This window comes from Shewanella sp. S1-58-MNA-CIBAN-0166, assembly GCF_040310085.1.
Classification (GTDB): domain Bacteria; phylum Pseudomonadota; class Gammaproteobacteria; order Enterobacterales; family Shewanellaceae; genus Shewanella.
The window spans coordinates 173,796-194,687 of the sequence record NZ_JBEOPN010000004.1 but is presented as its reverse complement, the minus strand read 5'-3'; the positions used below and the strand labels follow the sequence as shown (position 1 = coordinate 194,687).

Genomic DNA, 20,892 nt, shown 5'->3' with positions numbered 1-20,892 from the left:
AACACATTAATGCTTTTGTTGTTTCTTTGGCGAAATACGTTCGTTCATTTCAAACGGTGGCACAACGACACCTAAGTCTTCTTGTACTGGGAACACAGCGATAAATAAATCATCATCTTCCATGCCGTTCACCCAACGTTCTTGAAACTCGTCTAGTGGAATGGCTAATGGTTCACAGTCTTTCCATTCATCAACGGCCCAAAGTGCAGCCGTTTCTTCAGATGGCCACATTGGAATACAATCTTCATCTTCAGTGGTTAGCATGACGCAACCATCTTGATCTTGAAGTGTCCAAATGATTTTTTCTATTTTAATTTGCTCAACCATATAATCGTAACGGCCTTCTGGCGTAAGATTCATCAGTTCAGACACACTTTTGGTTTTGTTGCTCATATTGACTCTCATCTTAAGTTACGGCTTTGCCCAATTTCAAACGATTGGGCAAATTTGTGGGCATCATAACATTGAGGCCACAATTGCAAAAGTAAACCGTACATATTGGTGTGTTTATCTCGCTTTAAAGCGGCCACCTAATATAGCCGTGCGTGACGCACCCGTGACGGCCGGTAAGTTGGCGGGTAAATCATGGTGATAACGCATTGCTAGCCATGCAAAGGCAATCCCTTCAACCCACTTAGCATCAACACCTAAGGCGCTGGTAGTATCGACTTTATAACCGGGAACTAAATTGGCTAGTCGCTGCATTAAGGCTTTATTTAACGCACCACCGCCGCAAACAAACAATTCGCCAGTCGGTGACAATTTATTAATGTCATTAGCAATACTGTGACAGGTAAGGTCAAGTAAAGTGGATTGAATGTCTTGTTGATCTAAATGGCTATAGTCAGCGAGTTGTTGTTCAAGCCAAGCTTGATTAAATAACTCTCTGCCAGTGCTTTTGGGATAGGCTAGTGAAAAATAAGAGTGTGATAATAGCTGCTTGAGTAAGTCTGGGTGGGTGGTGCCAGAATCTGCCCAGGCACCATCTTCATCAAAAGGTTGGTTTAAGTTTTGTTGAATAAAGGCATCGATTAAATTGTTACCTGGGCCAGTATCAAAGCCTAATACTTGCTCACTATTGCCGGGTAAATAAGTAACATTGGCAATGCCGCCAATGTTTAAAATAACTCTTGAATGACCAGACTGAGCAAACACTTGTTGATGAAACGCCGGAACTAACGGTGCGCCTTGGCCGCCAAGGGCGATATCTTTACGTCTAAAATCAGCAATAACATCGATATTGGTTTCAATGGCAATGGTGTTTGGATCGCCAATTTGCAAGGTAAAACCCATTTCTAAATTGGGCATGTGACGCACGGTTTGTCCATGTGAACCAATCGCGATCACCTCAGCGGCAGTCACTGTTGATTTTGCCAATAAGTGATTTACTGCCTGAGCAAACAGTTTGCCGACACTGCGATCGAGCCTACCTAAGCGGTTAATTTCATCTGTTTCGGGTTGACATAAACGCTGTAAGCCTTTTAATAAATGCGCAGGAATGGCTTCTGTATGGCTGGCGATTAGCACAGGATGTTCGGCCGAAAAATCAACCAATACTGCATCTACACCATCCATGCTTGTGCCTGACATTAGACCGATAAAATACTCTGGCTTAGACATGAAGTGACTCTCTGTTAACAGCAATAAAACCGCTTATTAATTACTTGCCAATTGCTGTTGTTGATTTGATTTTAATTGCGTCATCAATTGCTTGCTGAGTGCAGCGAATTTGTTCTTCTCTCTGCTATCAATTGGCATTGATTTAGGTAAATCGATGGTTCGTGGATTGCGGTGAACCCCATTTACAATAAATTCGTAATGTAAGTGAGCGCCAGTGACTCGGCCTGTTTTACCCAGAGTACCGATTATTTGGCCTTGTTTAACCGTTTCACCACGGTTTACTTTGCGCTTAGTTAAATGCAAATACTTAGTGGTGTAGGTTTCGTTGTGCTTAATGAATACATAGTTGCCATTAAACTGGTTATAACCGGCCTCAACCACTTTACCTTTACCTGCTGCTTTAATCGGCGTGCCAATGGCAGCAACATAATCGACACCGCGGTGGGCTTTAACTTGGCCTGTTACCGGATGTAAGCGACGGGGGTTAAAATTAGAACTGACGTATTTAAAGTCTACTGGCGAACGCAAAAAAGCTTTACGCATGCTACTGCCATTTTCAGAATAGTATTCACCGTCGGTATAACGTACTGCGGTGTAGCGTTCACCTTGGTTAATAAACTCTGCTGCGAGAATATTGCCATTACGCAAAAATTGACCGTCGGCGTATTCTTGTTCAAATAACAACGAAAAGTGATCGCCTTTACGAATATCTAGAGCAAAGTCGACATCCCAACCAAAAATATTGGCCAATTCCATAATGTGGTTACCAGACAAGCCTGCATCGGCAGCGGCATTCCAAAAGTTACTTTTGATATTGGCGCTAATAAACGAGGTGCGATTAACGACTTCTTTAGTGTTAACCGTTTCTTTGTATTGCTCATTGTGTTGACTGATAATTAATGTCGACACTTTATCCATGCGATAGGTTAATTCTTGTAATTCACCTTGAGCATTTTTACTGATGGCGATTTCTTCGCCCGGCATGATTTTTAGTAGATTCTTTTTCGCTAAGGGTAATTGGGTAATGTCATAAACATCTTTCGCGCTGAGTCCTGCACGGCTAAATAAACCGCCTAAGGTATCGCCTTTAGCCACTTCATAGTATTCAACGCTATAATCATCATTAGCCGCTTGTTGTTTTAATTTGGCTTTTTGAGTGGCAACTTGCTGATCGATATCATTGATCATGCCATCAATATCAGAGGTACTTGTTTGCAACATGGCAAGATGATGGGCAAACGCTTCATCGTCAGGGGTTTCGCCGCTGTTTACCTCTTCGCTATTATCACGTGATGCAAGGGCATCATTTGATATGAAATCAATCGATTCATCTTCAGCGGCACTGTCATTATTACCCGGTGGTGTTGGGCTGCGAAAGGCTAACGGAATATCATAACGTTTATTGGTTTCTATGTCTGATTTGTCAGCAGATTGACTTACCAGTTGGGTTTGTTTAGATGCTTGAGCGTCTTCCGATGGAAACATCAGAATAATTGTCGTTAGAATCACCAATAAAGATAATGTGATTTGATGTGCTTTTGGCAGCAATGTGAATAAAGTAAGAAGCTTTGCCATTGACTCTGTTACCAATTTCTCTCTTTCGTTATTATCGGCTAAGTGTACACTCTTTCATTTGCTGTGGCTAACAAGTAACATAGACCTCTTTATTTTTTGTGCAAGCCCTGGGAGTTGCAGTAGAGATGGCGAATTTAGATCAAGTATTGGCAGAGATTAAGCGCGGTACCGATGAGATATTACTTGAAGCGGATTTGCTTGAGAAACTGAAAGAAGGGCGTCCCTTACGCATCAAGTTAGGTGCAGATCCTACCGCTCCAGATATTCACTTAGGTCACACGGTCATCTTGAATAAAATGCGTACTTTTCAAGAGCTTGGTCACGAAGTGATTTTCTTGATTGGTGATTTTACCGGTATGGTCGGTGATCCTAGTGGTAAAAACAGCACCCGTCCGCCACTGACTCGTGAACAAGTGCTTGCTAACGCCGAAACCTATAAAGAGCAGGTCTATAAAATTTTGGACCCTGCAAAAACCCGCATCGAATTTAATTCTAGCTGGTTAGAGCCATTAGGCGCTGCTGGCATGATCCGCTTAGCATCACAGCAAACTGTTGCCCGAATGATGGAACGCGATGACTTTAAAAAGCGTTATGCATCAGGTCAATCGATTGCGATTCATGAATTTATGTACCCTTTATTACAAGGTTACGATTCGGTTGCATTGAAAGCCGATGTTGAATTAGGCGGTACAGACCAAAAGTTTAACCTGCTTATGGGTCGTGAACTGCAAAAATCTGAAGGCCAAAAGCCGCAGACTGTCATCATGATGCCATTACTTGAAGGGTTAGATGGCGTTAAGAAAATGTCTAAATCGGCGCATAATTATATTGGTGTGAGCGAGCCTGCCAACGAAATGTTTGGCAAACTGATGTCGATTTCTGATGACTTAATGTGGCGTTATCTTGAACTGTTGTCATTCCGTCCGTTAACTGAGTTAGCCCAATTCAAGTTAGACGTTGAATTGGGCACAAATCCACGCGACATCAAGATTTTGTTAGCCAAAGAAATCATTGCTCGTTTTCATGATGAAGAGCAAGCACAAGCGGCGCATCAAGCTTTTATCGACCGTTTCCAAAAAGGTGCCATCCCTGATGACATCGAAGAAGTGGTATTAGAAGCGGGCGACGGGTTAGCTATTGCTAACTTACTTAAAGATGCAGGCCTTGTGGGTTCAACCTCTGACGGTATGCGGATGATTAAGCAAGGCGCAGTTAAAATGGACGGCGAGAAAGTTGAAGACAGTCGCCAAATTTTTAATGCAGGTCTTGAAGCGGTATTCCAAGTGGGTAAACGCAAATTTGCTAAAGTGATTTTAAAGTAATCACGGATGTTAGCGAATAAAAAACGGCTTATAATGTAAGCCGTTTTTTTATGTCTGAACCATGGTTAATTTATGGCTAATTTATATTTGCAACACTACTGAGACTCAAGTTGATCAGACATGGTTTGATAGTCCATTAAGTCCATTTGCTCAATTAAACGCTCAGTATTGTTATCAAATTTTAGTGTGGTGACACCTGGTACCGCAAGGTCGATAATTTTACCGGGTTTACCATATTGATCGCCGGGGCCTCGTAATCGATAACTGCCTATTATCACCACGAGAGAGCCGGTATTAAACATGTGTTCTACGTTTAAACGGTATTCTAATACACCTTCATGAGCCCGCTGTAAAAACGCAATAATATGCCGACCGCCAGTGTAAGTAGTATTGGCTGTTTTATCGTAAAATACCGTGTCGCGAGAGTAGAAACGACGCAGGACGGTATAGTCATGATCCGTAAGCGCTTCCATGTATTGCATCGCGAGTTGTTGTTCTCGTGGCATATCACCAATATTGGCTTTGCTCGGAAAGCTCAATAGCAAACAGCATAATATGAAGATTATTCGCACATTAAATTCTCTTTGTTTTCAAATCAAAAGCCGGTAAAGATAAGTGCCAGCGGATAGCACTCAGACGGATGATTAGCGTGCTGAACATAGCGATCAACATCGATGTCATGCTATCCATGCCGACAAATATGCTTAAGGTATAACAGATCCCTCCAACGATGGAAGCGGTTGCGTAAATTTCCGTTCGCAACACCATTGGAATTTGCCTACATAACAAATCTCGGATAATACCACCACCGACACCGGTTATTAATCCCATTACCACCGCGACCATACCAGATAACCCGAGTAATAAGGCTTTTTCCGCACCAATTACGGTAAATAGTGCTAAACCGAGTGCATCGGCAATAGATAATGAGCGTGGCGGTAATTTATGCGGTTTACGCACTAACACTAAGCAGGTTATTACTGTCGCAAGAATGACAAGAATATAGTTAGGATCGCGGATCCAAAAAACCGGTGTAGCACCTATTAGCGCATCGCGAATACTGCCACCGCCAATTGCTGTAACAGAAGCCAACACGATAACGCCAAAGGGGTCCATACGATGTTTACCCGCGGCTAACGCTCCCGAAAGGGCAAATACCGCAGTACCACATAAATCAAAAAAGTAGATCCACTGACTCATTTACTTAACTCTTCAAGGTGAATGGTCAGAGCATCTACTGAAATACGGATCTCGATTACAGATAAAATTAACGAATATAATAACAACAATAAACTTAACCCAAAAACTATCGAACCAATTTGGTTAAAACCAACATAAATCAAAATCATACAAAACACACATAGGGCAAAGCTGCTGACACCGGCTTCTTGCATTTTTCGGATGATAATGATGCGTTGGCGTAAATTTTTAATTTGCTCGCCTTGCACTGGTTTTTTGTCGTTACTGAGTTGGCGGATTAATGCCGCTAATGAAAAAAATCGATTTGTGTAGGCCAATAGCAATAAGGAAATTGCCGGGAATAATAATGCCGGAGTCGTTAACGATACATGTAAGTTGTTCAACAAAGCGATATTCCTAAACAGGTTTTTAAGCAGACAATAATCAATTTTTTGTTATTTAAAAGGTTAATATGTTGTAAAAATGCAATGAGCTTGTGATGTAATATTCTTATATTAACAAGCGAATATGACGCACAGACAAAATAGACAAATATTGATTCATAATTGCTAAATAATAGCCTGTTTAAAACAAGATTTATACGTTTAAAGTAATCTTAATCCTGTCCATATTAATGGCAATAATAACGTTAAGCTTATCCAAAATAGGTTAGCGGTTTGTGTCACTGTGATTGCTTGGCTTATGTAGCGATGATCTGGCAAGGGACCCGCTTTTACTTTCGGTAAATCGACCCGAATTGTCTTACCATTTTCGATAAATTGCTGGGGGCCACCAAGCTCTATCTTCAATAACTTAGCCGCTAATGCATAACTGCTGTAATGATTATTCAATTGATTTTTATTGGCTTGAGCTGATATTGGCTGCGAAAAAATAGACCTAATACCCAGTTGCCCAAACTGAATCGCTAACGAGCAATGCCATAATAAGGTTGGTATGAAAAAAATTACCCGATTGAATTGGCCTACAAAACTCGAAAAAATGTGAAAATGTGGATGATATGGTGGCCAGCAATGTTCTAGTTGTCTTAACATCCGCACCACTAATGCCATGGTAGCGCCGCCTAAGCTAAAAAACAATATAGTCGCTAAGGTGCCGTAAATGGGAGTGGTAAAAAGTTTTTCAATGGCGGTTTTACTTAAACCGACTTCAGATAACACTTGAGTATTCTGACGTACCCATGGGGTGAGTAGTTGTTTTGCGTCTTGCTTATTACCAGTTTTTATTGCTGTAACGACCTTTTCAGCCACGGGTTTAAATGCTGAGTCGCATAAACAAAAATACAAGATGATTAGCTCAAAAAACCATGGGTAGGCGGCAAGGCTGAGTAAAAAACTGACGATAATCCCGCTAGGTACTATCAAAATAAGTGTGGCTAAAATCCCAGCGATAAGTTGTTGGCTCACCGCTCGGTCTGGGTGGTTAACCTTACTGGAAATTAATACCGCTAAACGGTTAAACCATAATAATGGTTGCAGCTCTCTAGGAATAGGAGCAAACCGAGCCAATATTAATGCGCAAAATAAAATACAACAGCTCTGAAGCAATCCGCCGTCTTGGCTCAGTAATTGAGGATTGAATAATTGATTGACCATAGAGACTCAATAATGTGCTGTTGTATTGTTAATGAAGCCTGCTTAGCTCGGCCCATAGCGAGTCCGAGCTAAGTGTAGACCGATTACAGCTGTTGTAATAGCGCGATAACCATCATTGCTGAATGCATACCTGCTTTGATAATGTACGAGTCAAAATCAACGGGTGAGTCATTGTTTGCATTGTCTGATAGCGAGCGAATAACCACAAATGGCACGTTAAACTGGTGACATACTTGTGCAATCGCTGCGCCTTCCATCTCACAAGCTGCCATCGTTGGAAAGTTTTCACGCATGATTTTTGTGCGTACAGGATCGCAAATAAAGCTGTCGCCAGTACAAATTAACCCTTCAATAGCCTTAACTTCACCTAATTCAGCGACAGCACTTTTGGCCGCATTGACTAAGGTGCTATCTGGCATAAATGCCGCAGGTTGCTGAGCCATTTGGCCAATTTCATAACCAAATGCTGTGACGTCTACATCGTGATGACGCACTTCTGATGAAATGACAATATCGCCAATTGCCAATGAATCGACAAAACCGCCAGCAGAACCGGTGTTAATCACATGGGTTGCGGCAAACTTTTCGATTAATAATGTGGTTGCAATACTGGCTGCTACTTTACCGATACCTGAGCGGGTCACAACCACGTCTTTACCGGCAATGGTGCCGCTAATAAATTCGATGCCAGCAATTGTTGTATGTACTGGTTCTACAATAGCTTGAACTAAATGAACAACTTCTGGCTCCATTGCGCCAATAATACCGATTTTCATGTGTAAACCTTAACTGAATAAGCAAATTCGAATGGGCGCTAATATACCATGAGCTCGATAAATTAGTGAAAACTGACAGTGATTTTATTGACCCATTAATTGGTTATTTGTGGCTAAACCTCGTGTTGATATTATTCTATTATGGCTAATTTAATCCATAGTAATTGGAAGTGATTGCTCTTTTTAACCTTAATTAATGACAGCACAATAACCTCAATCCAAGGCGCTAGCCTCAGGATTGCAGATTAAAGTGTCATTGACGTTATTTAGAGGGGAAATCATGCAACACGATATTATTTATTTTGTAGGCTCATGAAGTTGTGAGGTTAATTTTACTGCTGGCTTTGCGTGAGCAAATGATCGATTGCGCGAACCACATTGATACTGGCCTGTTCCATGGTTTCAAGATGAGCCAAAATAGTCGACTCATTACCCGACTGCATGGCTATAACAGCTGCTTTACCTGCACTGTGTACGGTTGTATGTGGTTGTTCGATAGTTTTAAAACTGGATAAACTGGCAAAATTTTGACCTTCGCCTTTGTAATACCATTTACCAAGTCTGCATTCAGTGTGGCTATTAACACTGGCATTTAGATCTTTATTTGCCAACACGCTGTATACATTACTTTTCCATACGCTGTGATCTAGTTTTACCGTGGTTAAGAAAGCGGTCATAGAGGCTTCTCCAATGACTCGTTTCATCACGCCTGAGCTTTGTAATACATCAGTCACCACTTGATCAATTTGTTCTGAAGATACAGCAATATCCCTAGAGCAAGTTTGGTTGGTAATGACTACATTCTTAATTTGTTCAGTTTGTTCAATAACTGTGGCGACTAATTTTTCAATATTAGCGCTGGCATCATGAGCATTACTGGCCAGTTGGCGCACTTCGCTTGCCACCACTGCAAAGCCACGGCCTGCATCACCAGCTCGTGCTGCTTCAATGGCTGCATTAAGAGCGAGTAGATTGGTTTGTTCAGAAATTTGCTGGATAGATGAAACTAAACTACTTATTCCATTAGCCGAAAGACTTAATTCTGCGGCAGTAGCCATGCTTTTTTCTGCATGGTCATTTAGATGCCCAGCTCGTTTTTTTAAGTTGCCAATCGCGACATGTGTTTGATTAAATAACTTATCTAATTCAGATAGCATTTGTTTTTCTTCGTCTAACTTAATTGAGTTTGCCAAGGTGGTGTCGCGAATATCATTGAGCATTGTTGCGCCCAGCAATTGTAAATTAGCGCGTGCGGTATCGTATTCAGATTGGCTATTAGAATGGTTTAATTGCTGGCTTAATTGCGTAATAGTCTGTTGTAATTGATTTAATTCATCTGAATGTTGCTGTTTATGAGTGACTAATTGGTGTTCTAAGTCGGCTATTTTAGTTTTCAAACTTTGGGTAAAACCGATCATAGTCTCTTTATCCTTTAGCAATATATTAATAATATTTTGATAAACTATCATCGATTAATCAAGTGCTTCAGCAGTCACATATCACAAAAATGCATAATAAATACTTCTAATCTTTGACCTTTAACCGTACCAAGTCCTATTTATAAATTAAATAAGATCGTAGTATTATTCTGTTTATTGCTTAATCATTAGTGCTGATCAAGATCAAAGTAAATCGTTATTTTTTATGGGTAAACGGCATCCATAGCAACCCTGTTAACCAAGCGTTTTGTTTCGCGTTTTGGTATTCAATTAATCCTATGTCGATATCCTCGTCTGCTTTACTGGCCTTAGCAGAATACGTACCAAATAGACGATCCCACCACACAATACTAAAACCAAAGTTGCTGTTGGTTTCGCACATTATTTGGCTGTGATGAATTCGGTGCAATATTTGAGTTATTAATACGGTTCTGACGACGCGTTCTAGCCTTGGTGATAGTCGGATATTGGCATGGTTAAATATGGCTAAACCATTTAATAAAATCTCAAATAAGATCACTGCACTGGCTGGTACCCCTAGTAGGATGATCGCTAATGCTTTAACCCCAATGCTGGCGATAATTTCTAGTGGGTGAAATCGCAACGCAGTCGTACTGTCGACATGAACGTCAGCATGATGAACTTTATGTAATCGCCACAATAATGGGACACGATGAAACAGCCTGTGTTGCCAATAAATAAGCAGGTCTAATAACAATAAGCTTATGGTGATGCTAGCCCAATCAGGTAATGCAATATAATTGAACAGTCCCCATTGTTGTTGCTGACAGTACAGTGCAATACCTGCTAATCCTATTGGTAATACCATTCGGGCTGCTACTGCTGAAATAACCAATATACCGATATTGCCTACCCAACGCGTAGCTGGTTTCGGTGCGTTGGCTCTATTGGGCAAATGCCTAGCAGGCAACCAAAACTCCAGTAAAAGCATGATTATCAATATCGTTAAAAATGCCCCGAGTCGAATGGATGAAATATCGTCCATCATGTTGATTTACCTCGTTGAGATTGATTAACTGAAGTGTTTTTTTTCAACGTATGATTTTTCAGAGTGTGATAGCCACCATGTATACGGGTGAAAATGGTAATTGCGCCTAAAAATGCAAAGCTATAGGCAAGTTCTGGGAAATAAGCCGGCCACAAACAAAATGCGACAAAGAAGGCGATGGTTTCGGTGCCTTCAGTTAAGCCGTTTAAAAAGTAAAAGCTCTTATTGGCAAATTGTGGTCGAGGCAGATTCAGCTTTTCGGCCGGTATGGCAAAGGCTAAAAAGCTTGAGCCTGTGCCAATGAATACGGTTAACAACACTGCCGCGGCTAAGGCATTTTCATTAGGGTTGGCCAAGGCGAATCCTAGCGGAATGGCCGCATAAAATAGAAAGTCGACACAAATATCTAAATAGCCACCTGCGGCACTGGTGTGTTTTTGGTGGCGAGCAAGGGCGCCATCGAGTCCGTCGATAATCCGATTCAGTGCGATAAAAAACAAGGCGCCATACCAAAGTTGTAATGCCAGTAACGGCACTGCCAGCATGCCTAAACCGAAACCGACTAATGTGAGCTGATCGGGATGGACATTCTTTTTGTCTAGTAGCAGCACAACTGGGGCTAACAGTGGCTTTATTACTGGGGTGATAAATCTATCTAGCATGATGTCATTCCAATTAATCTCTTGATTATCTTTTCAATTTTTTAAAGTCGCGAGTTTGTTATGTCACGACTTATCTATTTTTTAGCTATCTGTGTATTACCTACATCAGTACAGTTGATTACAGTACTTTCTATTTGAGTAGGGTTTTAGCCATTTAGTACCACAACTCAAAGTGAGATGACTTTACCTTGAGCGGCATCGGCATCTGTTTGATCGTGAGTCACCATAATGGCAGGTAGCTGATGCTGGCGTATTTGATCAAATACTAATTGTCGGGTTTCTTGACGTAACTGACTGTCTAGCTTACTAAAGGGCTCGTCTAATAATATGGCTTTGGGTTGGCTAAGCAATACCCGCAGCAATGCCACCCTAGCTTGCTGACCGCCAGATAAACTTTGCGGGTCACGTTGTTCTAATCCACCCAGACCCACTTGGGTTAACGCTTCACTAATTGCGGCTTGTCGCTGTGCTTTGGGGCTTGGCGGCATGGCAAAGCCGATGTTTCCTGCCACTGATAAATGCGGAAATAATAATGGGTCTTGGTAGAGCAAACCAATATGGCGTAAATGACTGGCTGTTGTGGTGATATTTTGGCCGTTTAAATGCAGCTGACCTTCAGCACTAAAGCCCGCTGGCAACATGCCTGTTAACCAGTTTAATAGCGTTGATTTGCCGCTGCCAGATGGGCCCATAATAGTCAATATTTCACCGCCACGAATGGTCGCGCTTAATGATAATAAGCTTTGTTGCTGGCGACGCAAGATCAGCCCATCAATGGTGAGTTCTGATGTTGAGGTGGTATTTGAGCCGTTGGCTGTACTCACGAATGTTTGCATTATTATCCTTGTTGGTGGCGTTTGACTAACATTTTTGGCAATAGCCAAGCCAGTAAAAAACCTAAAGCTGGGAGGATCATTTGCATTAACGCATATACTGCACTGATCCTGCGGCTTCCACCATTGGCGAGCGAAACAGCTTCAGTGGTAATGGTATTGATGCGTCCACCACCAGTGAGTAAGGTTGGTAAGTATTGGCTAAAGCTAATGGCTAAACCTAATGCGCAAGCAATGAATATCGGCCCAATTAGCATGGGCAGTTTAATCCGGAAAAATATTTTTGCTTTGGTGGCCCCAAGACTGGCCGCAACAATACTAAAGCGTGGGTCTAAACGACGATAGCTACTGGCCAGCGATAAAAACACATAGGGTAATACAAATAACAAATGGGCCAGTACCACATTGATAAAGGTATGTTGACTGTTTACTTGCTCAAGTAACCACACCAAACCAAATAAAAACGCGATACTTGGAATAAGCAAGGGCAGATAAATTAATACACTGCCCAGCAGCGATAGCGGTTTTCCGCTGTGCTGCTCCGCTTCTAAAGTGAGTAAGGTTAAGGTTATCGCAAGGGCGGTTGCGCAGAGGGCAATCAGTACCGTGTCGATAAGTGGCGTGTGCATTTGTTGCAATGCCGTTTGCCAGTGCAGCATTACAAATTGTTGCGGCAAGGCATCAGGGAAATGCCAAAAGCCAGCAAAAGACCACAGCAGCATTCCCACTAATGCCAAACCTATGATGGTCAACATTAAGGCGGTGATGACATGGGTTATCTTTTGGATGATAGCGCCGCCGTATTCGCGCTGGCCATTGGTTAACATCGATTGAGCGAATCGACTCACCAAGCGTTCCAGTAACCACCAGCAGGCTAATACGAATAACGTCAGTTGAATTTGTAATATCGCCCCCGCAGACGCTTTGATCCGTAAACTTAAATCCACGTCATGAAACCACTGCATAATCGCTACAGCCAATGTCGGCGGATTGTTGGGGCCTAAAATTAAGGGGATTTCTACACTGGCACTGGCGTAGGCCAATACTGCCAATATTGGCAAGCGTAAGTGAGGATACAGGCTTGGCAACACCACTTTTAAAAATGCTGTCATTGGGCAATAACCTAAACTCAATGCCACTTTATGTTGCGCCCGTAGTGTTTGCCCAAGGTCGGGTTGTGCTAATACGCCTAGCGCCATCAGTAATAAAAAAGGCAGTTCTTTTAAGGTCACGCCTAGAATAATACTCAGTCCCATCGCATCGTGTGGATATAGCCAATCGGGTGGTGCATCCCAACCACTTAACCAAGGCGATACCAAGCGAGACAACATGCCCGACGGGGTAATCAGAAATCCAATAGCAATGGCCGCGGCAGCATGAGGGATAACCAGAATTGGCCCTAAAAGGCGTTGAATATAACCCAGCCAAGGGCTGGTAAAGTAACTTGCTAGGATCAATATTGTGATTAAAAAGGCCAACAAGGTGCTAACAAAGCTGGTGGTGATACTCAATAACGCCATGTGGCCAATGCCTGGTGTTTGCCATAATTGGCTAAAACCATTCAGGCTAAAATGGGTTTGATCCAGTGCTGGGATCCAACCAAATGCAGGCAGAATAACGCCAATTAACCCACCCAATACCGGGATCAGTAACAAAGCCATCATCATAAATGGACTGAAGCGCACAATTGGATTGAACAACTTGGCTACCGTGTTCATTGCATCACTCCATAGCGTTGTAACCATAGCTTTGTAATAACCTTACTCCAACTTGGATCTGGCTCACTTAACGCTGGGCTGATTGCTTGGTTAGCAATAGTGGCACTGGGATGTGACTGAGCGGGTGGCTCAAACCAAGTTTGCTGTTCGGCTGTTAGCTTTGATAGTGCTAACACGCTGGTGTCGCCCCATATATTCGCTTGCTGTTTGTGTGCTTGAGCTTGTGGACTCAGTAAAAAATTGACTACCAATTTAGCGCTGTCCAGGTGAGCGGCATTATAGGGAATGGCGATAAAGTGAATATTACTCAAACTGCCATCTTGCATACGATAACTACGACTGCTGTCGGGTAATTCAAAACGTGCAACGGCCGCGGGAATTTCGGCGGCTGAAAAGGTAAACGCTAGGGCAAGTTCACCATCGCCGATTAAGCGACGTAGCTCCATGCCACTGGACATAAAGTGTTGACCTTTGCGCCATAGATGCGGATGTAGCTCATCTAAATATTGCCACAATACCGGTAATAACAAAGCCTGGCTTTGCTTTGTTGCGGGTTGATAAAGCAGATTTTTAATCGCCTCAGGTTGTGAGTTGTTCAGTACAATTAAGGCGTACTTTAAAAAGCTGGTGGCTAAAAAGTCAGGTGGCTTAGGGTAGGTGAATCTGCCTGGGTGTTGTTTGGCCCATAGGCTTAGTTGTTGCAAAGTTTGCGGTGGTGATGTGGTCACTATGCTGTCGTAGTAAAACGTCAGCGCAGCTTTACCCCATGGTGCTTCCATCCCTTGTGTTGGCACGCCAAAGTCACGGGTCATCGCGGGATTGTTATCTGGATCGGTTAAACCAAAGTTGGGTAATTGCGTAACCCAATTTGGCGCTAGCAGTTGATGCTTGGCCATGGCGGCAAAATTTTCACCGTTAATCCACACTAAATCGACTTGTCCTTGATGATCATTGCTTGCTGATTTTTCGGCTAATACTCGGCTGACCGCTTCGCTGGTGTCAGTGAGTTTTACATGGTGTAAATTGATCTGATATTGCTGCTTAACTTGTTTCGCGGCCCATTGAATATAACGATTTATTTGCGGATCGCCACCCCAAGCATGAAAGTACACATCTTGATTAGCGCCTCGAGATTCAACCTCTGGCCATGATGACTGTGATGTTTGTGATGTTTGTGATGTTTTAACTGATGCTTGAGCAGACTCGCGGATTGATGTTGATGTTTGAATTCGTGCTGACGGCTTGTCTGCAACATTTACAACACCGTTGCCAGATGCATTAGCCATACCAGCCCAAAGACTAGCAGTAAGCAAAAAAGCACTAAACCCAAAGCTTACTGCAATCTTAGATTTTATAAGGTTGCAGTAAAAGGCTGTGCTAACGATATGCTGCCAGCGTAAATTAGCCAGCAACATTAAGTGACCAGTCATAATCTAAAAATTCAATATCAAGTTGTTGTTTTTCTGCCGCTTGACGCTGTGCTGGCGTAAGTGTCAGAACACCTTTATCACTATTAGAATAAAGCAGTAAAAACGCTTCAATCGAATGAGTGTTACGAAACCCTTTGGTAAAGTCATCGCCATACCATTTAAAGATAGAAGACAAATACAAGCTGTCTCCCTTGGCATAATTTCGGCTATTATCGGCAAGAAAACGTTCAGTTTGCTCGGTTAATTGCAGTTCGAGTTTAGCGCCTGTGTAGGCTTCTTCACGCAGTGCAGGGCAACCAATGCTGGCACAGTTTACCGCGAAGTGGATCCTTGGGTCGTTGTAACGATCGCTACCACGAATGAGTGTGTGCTCAATATCATTAAGGCTGCGGGTTTTACCTAATAATGGAATAAAACTTTTATCCCAAGGTGAGCTAAATAACCCGCCTAACTCTTTGATTGAGTCTATATCAGGGTATTTAGTTAAGATAAGTTCAACGGTCCACGCGTTGTAAGCATTGATTAAAAATGCCAATTGCGATGCTTTGTCCCAAGCATCAAATTCAGCTTGGGTTATCAGACTCAGTTGGTTGAGATACCTGGTCAATATGGCTCGATCTTGTTGTATTGCTGCGTAATCTATCGCGCTACTGTGACCTGAATTAATCGGTTTAACATGACGGTTGAGTAAGGTGTTCCACTCATCATGTAGCACCATTTTCGTCTGGGTTTCCACAAGACGATTCGCATCAGAAAGAGCCTCAGACTCATCCACTGCAGCAATAGCCGCATTACTGCCAAGCAAGCTCAGAAATAGACCGACTGTCAGTACAAACGATTGAGTACATCGTGTTAATTTTTTCATTCTCTGAGACCTACTTTGAGTTTGTAAGAACCGTTATCTCGAGTTATTTTCTAAGCGTCATAATCAAGAGCATTTACTTAAGTTTCATCTTTTTAGGAGCTATAATCTAAGGCCCATTTTCACGAGCCTTAGCGATTACTCTGTATAGTTAGCCACGACGCCAAGTGTGGTATTTTTCTAACCAGCGCAATACAGTTTCTGGTGCGTGGTTACGCTTCCATTCACCCGCAGCGTACTTGTTGCCTTCGGCCCATGTTGGGTAACTGTGTATGGTGCCTAAAATCTTGTTAAGCCCTAATCCGTGTTTCATCGCCAATACAAATTCAGCAATTAAATCACCAGCGTGTTCAGACACGACCGTTACACCTAAGATTTTATCTTTACCTTTAGGGGTAATCACTTTAATAAACCCTTCGGTAGCACTGTCGGTAATGGCACGATCAAGCTCGGCAAAATCAAAGCGTGTCACTTCGTAATCAATACCTTGCTGTTTGGCTTCGTATTCATTGATACCCACACGAGCAACTTCTGGATCGATAAACGTAGTCCATGGGATAACGCGGTAATCCACTTTAAACTTTTTCAAATGACCAAACAGTCCATTGACTGCCGCGTACCAGCCTTGATGTGCCGCTACGTGAGTAAATTGATAAGGCCCAACAATGTCACCTGCCGCATAGATATTTGGGTATAAGGTTTCTAGGTATTCATTTGTGACGATAGTACGGTTGGTTTCAATACCTAACTCTTCTAAGCCGTAACCGCTTAAGCGAGCACTACGACCGACTGCACATAATAGTTGGTCGTATTCTAACGCTAACTCTTGCTCTTGATGTTTAACGATAAGATATTTTTTACCGCCCTGCAGTTCGCAGCGCAGCGCTTGGTGTGAGGTTAAAATATTCACACCACTTTTTTGCAAGGCTTGGGTGGCAAACTCAGACACTTCAAGATCTTCTTTGATCATGATGCGCTCAGCCATTTCAACTTGAGTCACTTGTGAGCCTAGACGGGCAAAGCTTTGTGCTAGTTCAGAGCCAATTGGGCCGCCGCCTAGTACCACTAATTTTTGTGGTGCTGTATCGAGTTTTGCAAACTCGTCCCACAAGGTATCACTGGTGACATAACCAACTTCTTCTATGCCTGGTAACGGTGGCACAAACGGACGAGCACCTGTGGCGATAACAATGCTGCGCGCGGTTAAGCGGCTGGTGTGACCGTCTGGGTGGCTAATTTCAACTGTCCATGGGTCGACTAATTTGGCATAGCCTTTAACTACGTCGACACCTAAGTTGGTGTAACGCTCAACACTGTCGTGGGGAGCAATATCGGCAACCACTTGATGCACGCGGGCCATGACTTTTTTAAATGAAAATTCAGGAGTACTGTCTTCTAAGCCGTAATGATGGGCGTTTCTTATTTGTTGAGCAATTTTAGCGCTCTTAATAATCGCTTTACTCGGCACACAGCCATAGTTTAAACAGTCGCCGCCCATTTCGCCGGCTTCAATTAAGGTCACTTTAGCTTTTACTGCGGCAGCAATATAACTGGTTACTAGGCCACCAGCACCTGCACCAATCACAATCATGTTGCGATCAAATTTAGCTGGCTTGGTCCATTTGCTGTATACGCGACGTTTTTTGATCATGTTAACAATACCTTTTGCAATAATGGGGAATAAACCTAATAGTGCAAACGACACAATAAGGTTAAACGATAAAATGTTCGATAAGCTGTCAATTTGCGCCAGCTGGGTACCCGCATTAACGTAAACAAAGGTGCCTAAAAACATACCAACTTGGCTTACCCAGTAAAAAGTCCACGATTTAAAGGCGGTCACACCCATTAACATGTTGATTAAAAAGAACGGGAATATTGGTACCAAACGTAAGGTAAATAAGTAAAAGCCACCTTCTTTTTCAATGCCGGCATCAATAGCCGCTAAGCGCTCAGGAAAACGTTGTTTAATTGAATCCCTCAATAAATAACGCGACACTAAAAATGCTAGTGTTGCGCCGATACTAGAGGCAAACGACGCAATAATTAATCCTTCGACGATGCCAAATAAGGCACCCGATGCAATGGTAAGAATCGCGGCACCAGGTAAGGACAATGCTGTTACTGCCACATACAATAAAAAGAACCCGCCAATAACCAACAAAGGTGACTCTTCACGTAATTGACTAAAGTCATTCATCGAGCTTTTTAAGCCATCTAAGGTCAGTAATTGATGCAAGTTAAAGTGGAAAAATAATCCCACTAATGATGCAGCAATCAGTAATAACACAATTTTTTTAAACATAATTTATAGCCTTAAAATGAGTGCTGTAAGGTAAGGGTAGCGTTAACAGGTAGTTCAGGAAAAACCAATGTTGATCCGAAATAACCGCCTTCAAACACCGGACGCCAGTTCTTTTGGTTAGTCACGTTATTGACGTCAAGCCTTAAACTTGTTTGCTCGGTAAAATCATAGCGAGTGTTAATGTTAAGCGTGTATTGATCGCGAATATACACAGTCGCTAAATAGTCCAATGGATAACTCTTGGTATATAGACCGGAGAAACCGGCTTTCCATTTCTCAGTAATTGACATTCCGCCATTAATTGTGAACGTTTGTTCAGGTAAGCCTTGTACTCGGCGGTCCGACGGTGCAAATGAAGCGAAGTTTGGTGCGCCAATACCTGTGCCTTGAATGATATCGGGTCTTGAGTTATCAAATGTATCGGCAACTTGTACCGTATCTTGGCTACTGGCTGAATCATCATAGCGAGCGTCTAAATAACTGTAGCCCGCGCTTAACCAAAACGGATCGGCATCATAAAAAGCTTGGGCTTCAAAGCCTTTAGTGCGAATGCCGGTATTGCTGCCATCACGGTTACGTAGACTGCGTTTTTGGTCAAACACTGCAGCGTCAACATACCAAGCACTGTCCGTGGGTGAATATTTAATGCCCACTTCGGTTAAGGTATTTTCGGTGGCAAAGTTTTGGCTACTAATTTGGTTGTTGGCGCCTAACGTGGTGCCGCCAGCCATGCTGTTTGAAGTTGATTCGTTATAACTGGCACTGGCATAGGTAGTGATATCGTCACTAAGGCGATAGCTCAAACTGACTTGACCAGATTCAAGCATTTCACTTATCGAATCGCTAGCAGCAACTTGTCCTTGTGGGGCAATAGCATCGCGCGCATCTACATTATAAAAATCGGCACGATAACCTACGCTGGTGGAAAACTTATCTGTCCATTGGCTGTTATGCTGAATGGCTAGACCGGTTTGCCAGCTGGTTGAGTCAGTGGTGTCAGATAATGAAAAATCGCCGCTGCCATCGGCATTGGTATCGTACTGCGCACCGGGTGACACAAACACACCAGGGCGCAGTTCAACTAATCGACCTTGTTGTGCTGCAGTAAGCGGAATACGGCGGTTTTCAATGGGGCCAGTTAAATCGATAGGTAAGTCAGCTTCGGTGGTAAATTGACTGTAACCTAACACTTTGTTGTAGCGGATATCCACCGCAGTAATGGTGCTTTGAGCATCGCTCCATTTATAGGCTAATTCAACTCTGTTTTGTGCAGTATCTGCACCATCAATAATTTCAACAAAACTATTTTGAGCAATTTCTTCACGTTCTAAATGCTGATAATAGGTAATGTTTTTAAAGGTCGCTTTATCGCTTAACTCACGCACATAAGTACTGTGAAGTAAGAAGGTTTGGGCGTTATTGATATTGTCTGGGTCGGTTAATACTTGGCTGCGATCTATCTCAACTAACCCTGTTGGCGATACGATAGCATTGGCGCCAGCAATAGTACTGCCGTTAGGTTGTACACCTTGACCTGTAACGTATAACCCGTTGTCGATTAATGCTTGAGTTGGACGGTTAATCCCCGCGTTGTCGGTAAACTCAACATCATAGTATTCGACATTAATGTCCCAGGTGCTGGCATCGTCTGGCAGTAAACGAAATGCCACAAAAATACTGTCGCTTTTAAAGCCTGAATAATCGTAGTAGCTGCCATTATCGATATGTTCTGCACTTAAGCGAACACCGCTTTGATTGGCGACAATGTCAGTGCCAACATCTATTTGAGCTCGGTAATGATCCCAACTGCCGCCAGATAGGGTGAGCTTATTAAATTGCTCGTCAGTAGGCGCGACTTTAGAATGTATGTTAACAAATCCACCGTTACGTTGGCTGGTGCCTAATAGCACTGGCGGCGCACCTTTTACCACATCAATTTGCTCGACAGCGTTAAATGACATGGGTACACCAAAGCCATTGTTGCCCGCTTGGCGACGCACACCGTCTTGATATAACTCACCTAACTGACCACGAATAGTGGGTAGGCTTGATGCGCCAAAGCCGCTGGCTGAATAACTGTTTGGGCTGACTTTTTGTATGTCAGATAAATCAGTGATGTTGAGCTGTTCAATCATTTCACTGGTGATAGGCGTAACCGAACGTGCGATATCTTTCAATGCTATTCCATCACCAAATGGGCCATCAACATTGCTGTTTTTAGGTGACATGCCTTTATCGTTAATCGCTTTACCTGATACTTGAATGACTTCAATAGATTCAGGGTTTTCGGCTGCTGTAGCCATTGATGACGTTATTGATGAGTACAGGGCTAGGCTAATAGCGAGTGCGGTAAGTGAACGATTAGGATAACGATAAATAGGCATAATTTTTTCTGCTGTAATGAACTTGGTGAAAGAGACCTTGTTGTTAACAAGTTTATTTCAATCATGTTATGCCAATTTTCATTGTGTTAGATCTAAATGGCATAACTGCTAGTGCAACATAGTTGCGTTTTACTCGGTCAATTAACGGCTGATGATTTTCAGTAA

General features: G+C 42.7%; 18 protein-coding genes. 1 reads left to right on the top strand and 17 read right to left on the bottom strand.

From position 1 onward, the window contains the following. Positions 1–6: 6 nt before the first annotated feature. The 3 genes from AAEY99_RS04680 to AAEY99_RS04670 all read right to left on the bottom strand — a co-directional run bounded on the left by AAEY99_RS04680 (position 7) and on the right by AAEY99_RS04670 (position 3,195). Complete coding sequence (locus tag AAEY99_RS04680) at positions 7–393, bottom strand: DUF2750 domain-containing protein (protein WP_351009378.1); 387 nt, start codon at positions 391–393, stop codon at positions 7–9. Between the two features lie 114 nt (positions 394–507). After that, complete coding sequence (locus AAEY99_RS04675; RefSeq protein WP_351009377.1) at positions 508–1,620, bottom strand: anhydro-N-acetylmuramic acid kinase; 1,113 nt, start codon at positions 1,618–1,620, stop codon at positions 508–510. 36 nt (positions 1,621–1,656) lie between these two features. Further along, positions 1,657–3,195: a peptidoglycan DD-metalloendopeptidase family protein gene (locus AAEY99_RS04670; protein WP_351009375.1), complete on the bottom strand. Its 1,539-nt coding sequence runs from the start codon at positions 3,193–3,195 to the stop codon at positions 1,657–1,659. Between the two features lie 125 nt (positions 3,196–3,320). Here AAEY99_RS04670 and tyrS point away from each other — a divergent pair, with 125 nt between their 5' ends. Further along, positions 3,321–4,517: a tyrosine--tRNA ligase gene (tyrS, locus tag AAEY99_RS04665; protein WP_351009373.1), complete on the top strand. Its 1,197-nt coding sequence runs from the start codon at positions 3,321–3,323 to the stop codon at positions 4,515–4,517. Positions 4,518–4,612: 95 nt separating this feature from the next. On the opposite strand, the gene AAEY99_RS04660 is transcribed toward tyrS, so the two are convergent. The 14 genes from AAEY99_RS04660 to AAEY99_RS04595 all read right to left on the bottom strand — a co-directional run bounded on the left by AAEY99_RS04660 (position 4,613) and on the right by AAEY99_RS04595 (position 20,727). Beyond that, positions 4,613–5,023, bottom strand: a complete 411-nt coding sequence (locus tag AAEY99_RS04660; RefSeq protein WP_081430168.1) for a nuclear transport factor 2 family protein — start codon at positions 5,021–5,023, stop codon at positions 4,613–4,615. A 67-nt stretch (positions 5,024–5,090) separates the two neighbouring features. Further along, on the bottom strand, positions 5,091–5,717 hold the full coding sequence (locus AAEY99_RS04655; RefSeq protein ID WP_101088841.1) for a trimeric intracellular cation channel family protein: 627 nt from the start codon (positions 5,715–5,717) through the stop codon (positions 5,091–5,093). Further along, positions 5,714–6,103, bottom strand: coding sequence for a DUF2721 domain-containing protein (locus tag AAEY99_RS04650; RefSeq protein ID WP_101088842.1), 390 nt, complete (start codon positions 6,101–6,103; stop codon positions 5,714–5,716). The genes AAEY99_RS04655 and AAEY99_RS04650 overlap by 4 nt, the downstream gene beginning before the upstream one ends. Positions 6,104–6,301: 198 nt before the next feature. Then, positions 6,302–7,309, bottom strand: a complete 1,008-nt coding sequence (locus tag AAEY99_RS04645) for a cobalamin biosynthesis protein CobD/CbiB (protein ID WP_350978694.1) — start codon at positions 7,307–7,309, stop codon at positions 6,302–6,304. An 83-nt stretch (positions 7,310–7,392) separates the two neighbouring features. Then, positions 7,393–8,085 (bottom strand): 5'-methylthioadenosine/adenosylhomocysteine nucleosidase, encoded by a 693-nt coding sequence (locus tag AAEY99_RS04640; protein WP_350978692.1) that lies wholly within the window; start codon positions 8,083–8,085, stop codon positions 7,393–7,395. Between the two features lie 332 nt (positions 8,086–8,417). Continuing rightward, positions 8,418–9,503, bottom strand: a complete 1,086-nt coding sequence (locus tag AAEY99_RS04635; RefSeq protein WP_192114389.1) for a methyl-accepting chemotaxis protein — start codon at positions 9,501–9,503, stop codon at positions 8,418–8,420. 217 nt (positions 9,504–9,720) lie between these two features. Further along, positions 9,721–10,533, bottom strand: a complete 813-nt coding sequence (locus AAEY99_RS04630; RefSeq protein WP_182744264.1) for a sterol desaturase family protein — start codon at positions 10,531–10,533, stop codon at positions 9,721–9,723. Continuing rightward, positions 10,530–11,195, bottom strand: coding sequence for a CDP-alcohol phosphatidyltransferase family protein (locus tag AAEY99_RS04625; RefSeq protein ID WP_192114390.1), 666 nt, complete (start codon positions 11,193–11,195; stop codon positions 10,530–10,532). The genes AAEY99_RS04630 and AAEY99_RS04625 overlap by 4 nt, the downstream gene beginning before the upstream one ends. A 167-nt stretch (positions 11,196–11,362) precedes the next feature. Continuing rightward, the gene (locus AAEY99_RS04620; RefSeq protein ID WP_351009370.1) at positions 11,363–12,031 is read right to left on the bottom strand and encodes an ATP-binding cassette domain-containing protein; all 669 of its coding nucleotides are present in this window, start codon (positions 12,029–12,031) and stop codon (positions 11,363–11,365) included. Positions 12,032–12,033: 2 nt separating this feature from the next. After that, positions 12,034–13,746 carry an ABC transporter permease gene (locus AAEY99_RS04615; protein WP_351009367.1) on the bottom strand — a complete coding sequence of 571 codons (1,713 nt, stop codon included), beginning with the start codon at positions 13,744–13,746 and terminating at the stop codon, positions 12,034–12,036. After that, positions 13,743–15,032, bottom strand: coding sequence for an ABC transporter substrate-binding protein (locus tag AAEY99_RS04610; protein WP_351009397.1), 1,290 nt, complete (start codon positions 15,030–15,032; stop codon positions 13,743–13,745). The genes AAEY99_RS04615 and AAEY99_RS04610 overlap by 4 nt, the downstream gene beginning before the upstream one ends. A gap of 115 nt (positions 15,033–15,147) precedes the next feature. Continuing rightward, positions 15,148–15,894, bottom strand: coding sequence for a DUF547 domain-containing protein (locus AAEY99_RS04605; protein ID WP_351009395.1), 747 nt, complete (start codon positions 15,892–15,894; stop codon positions 15,148–15,150). A gap of 295 nt (positions 15,895–16,189) precedes the next feature. Continuing rightward, on the bottom strand, positions 16,190–18,343 hold the full coding sequence (locus tag AAEY99_RS04600; RefSeq protein WP_351009364.1) for a dihydrolipoyl dehydrogenase family protein: 2,154 nt from the start codon (positions 18,341–18,343) through the stop codon (positions 16,190–16,192). An 11-nt stretch (positions 18,344–18,354) separates the two neighbouring features. Beyond that, positions 18,355–20,727 carry a TonB-dependent receptor gene (locus tag AAEY99_RS04595; RefSeq protein WP_502959491.1) on the bottom strand — a complete coding sequence of 791 codons (2,373 nt, stop codon included), beginning with the start codon at positions 20,725–20,727 and terminating at the stop codon, positions 18,355–18,357. Between the last annotated feature and the right edge of the window lie 165 nt (positions 20,728–20,892).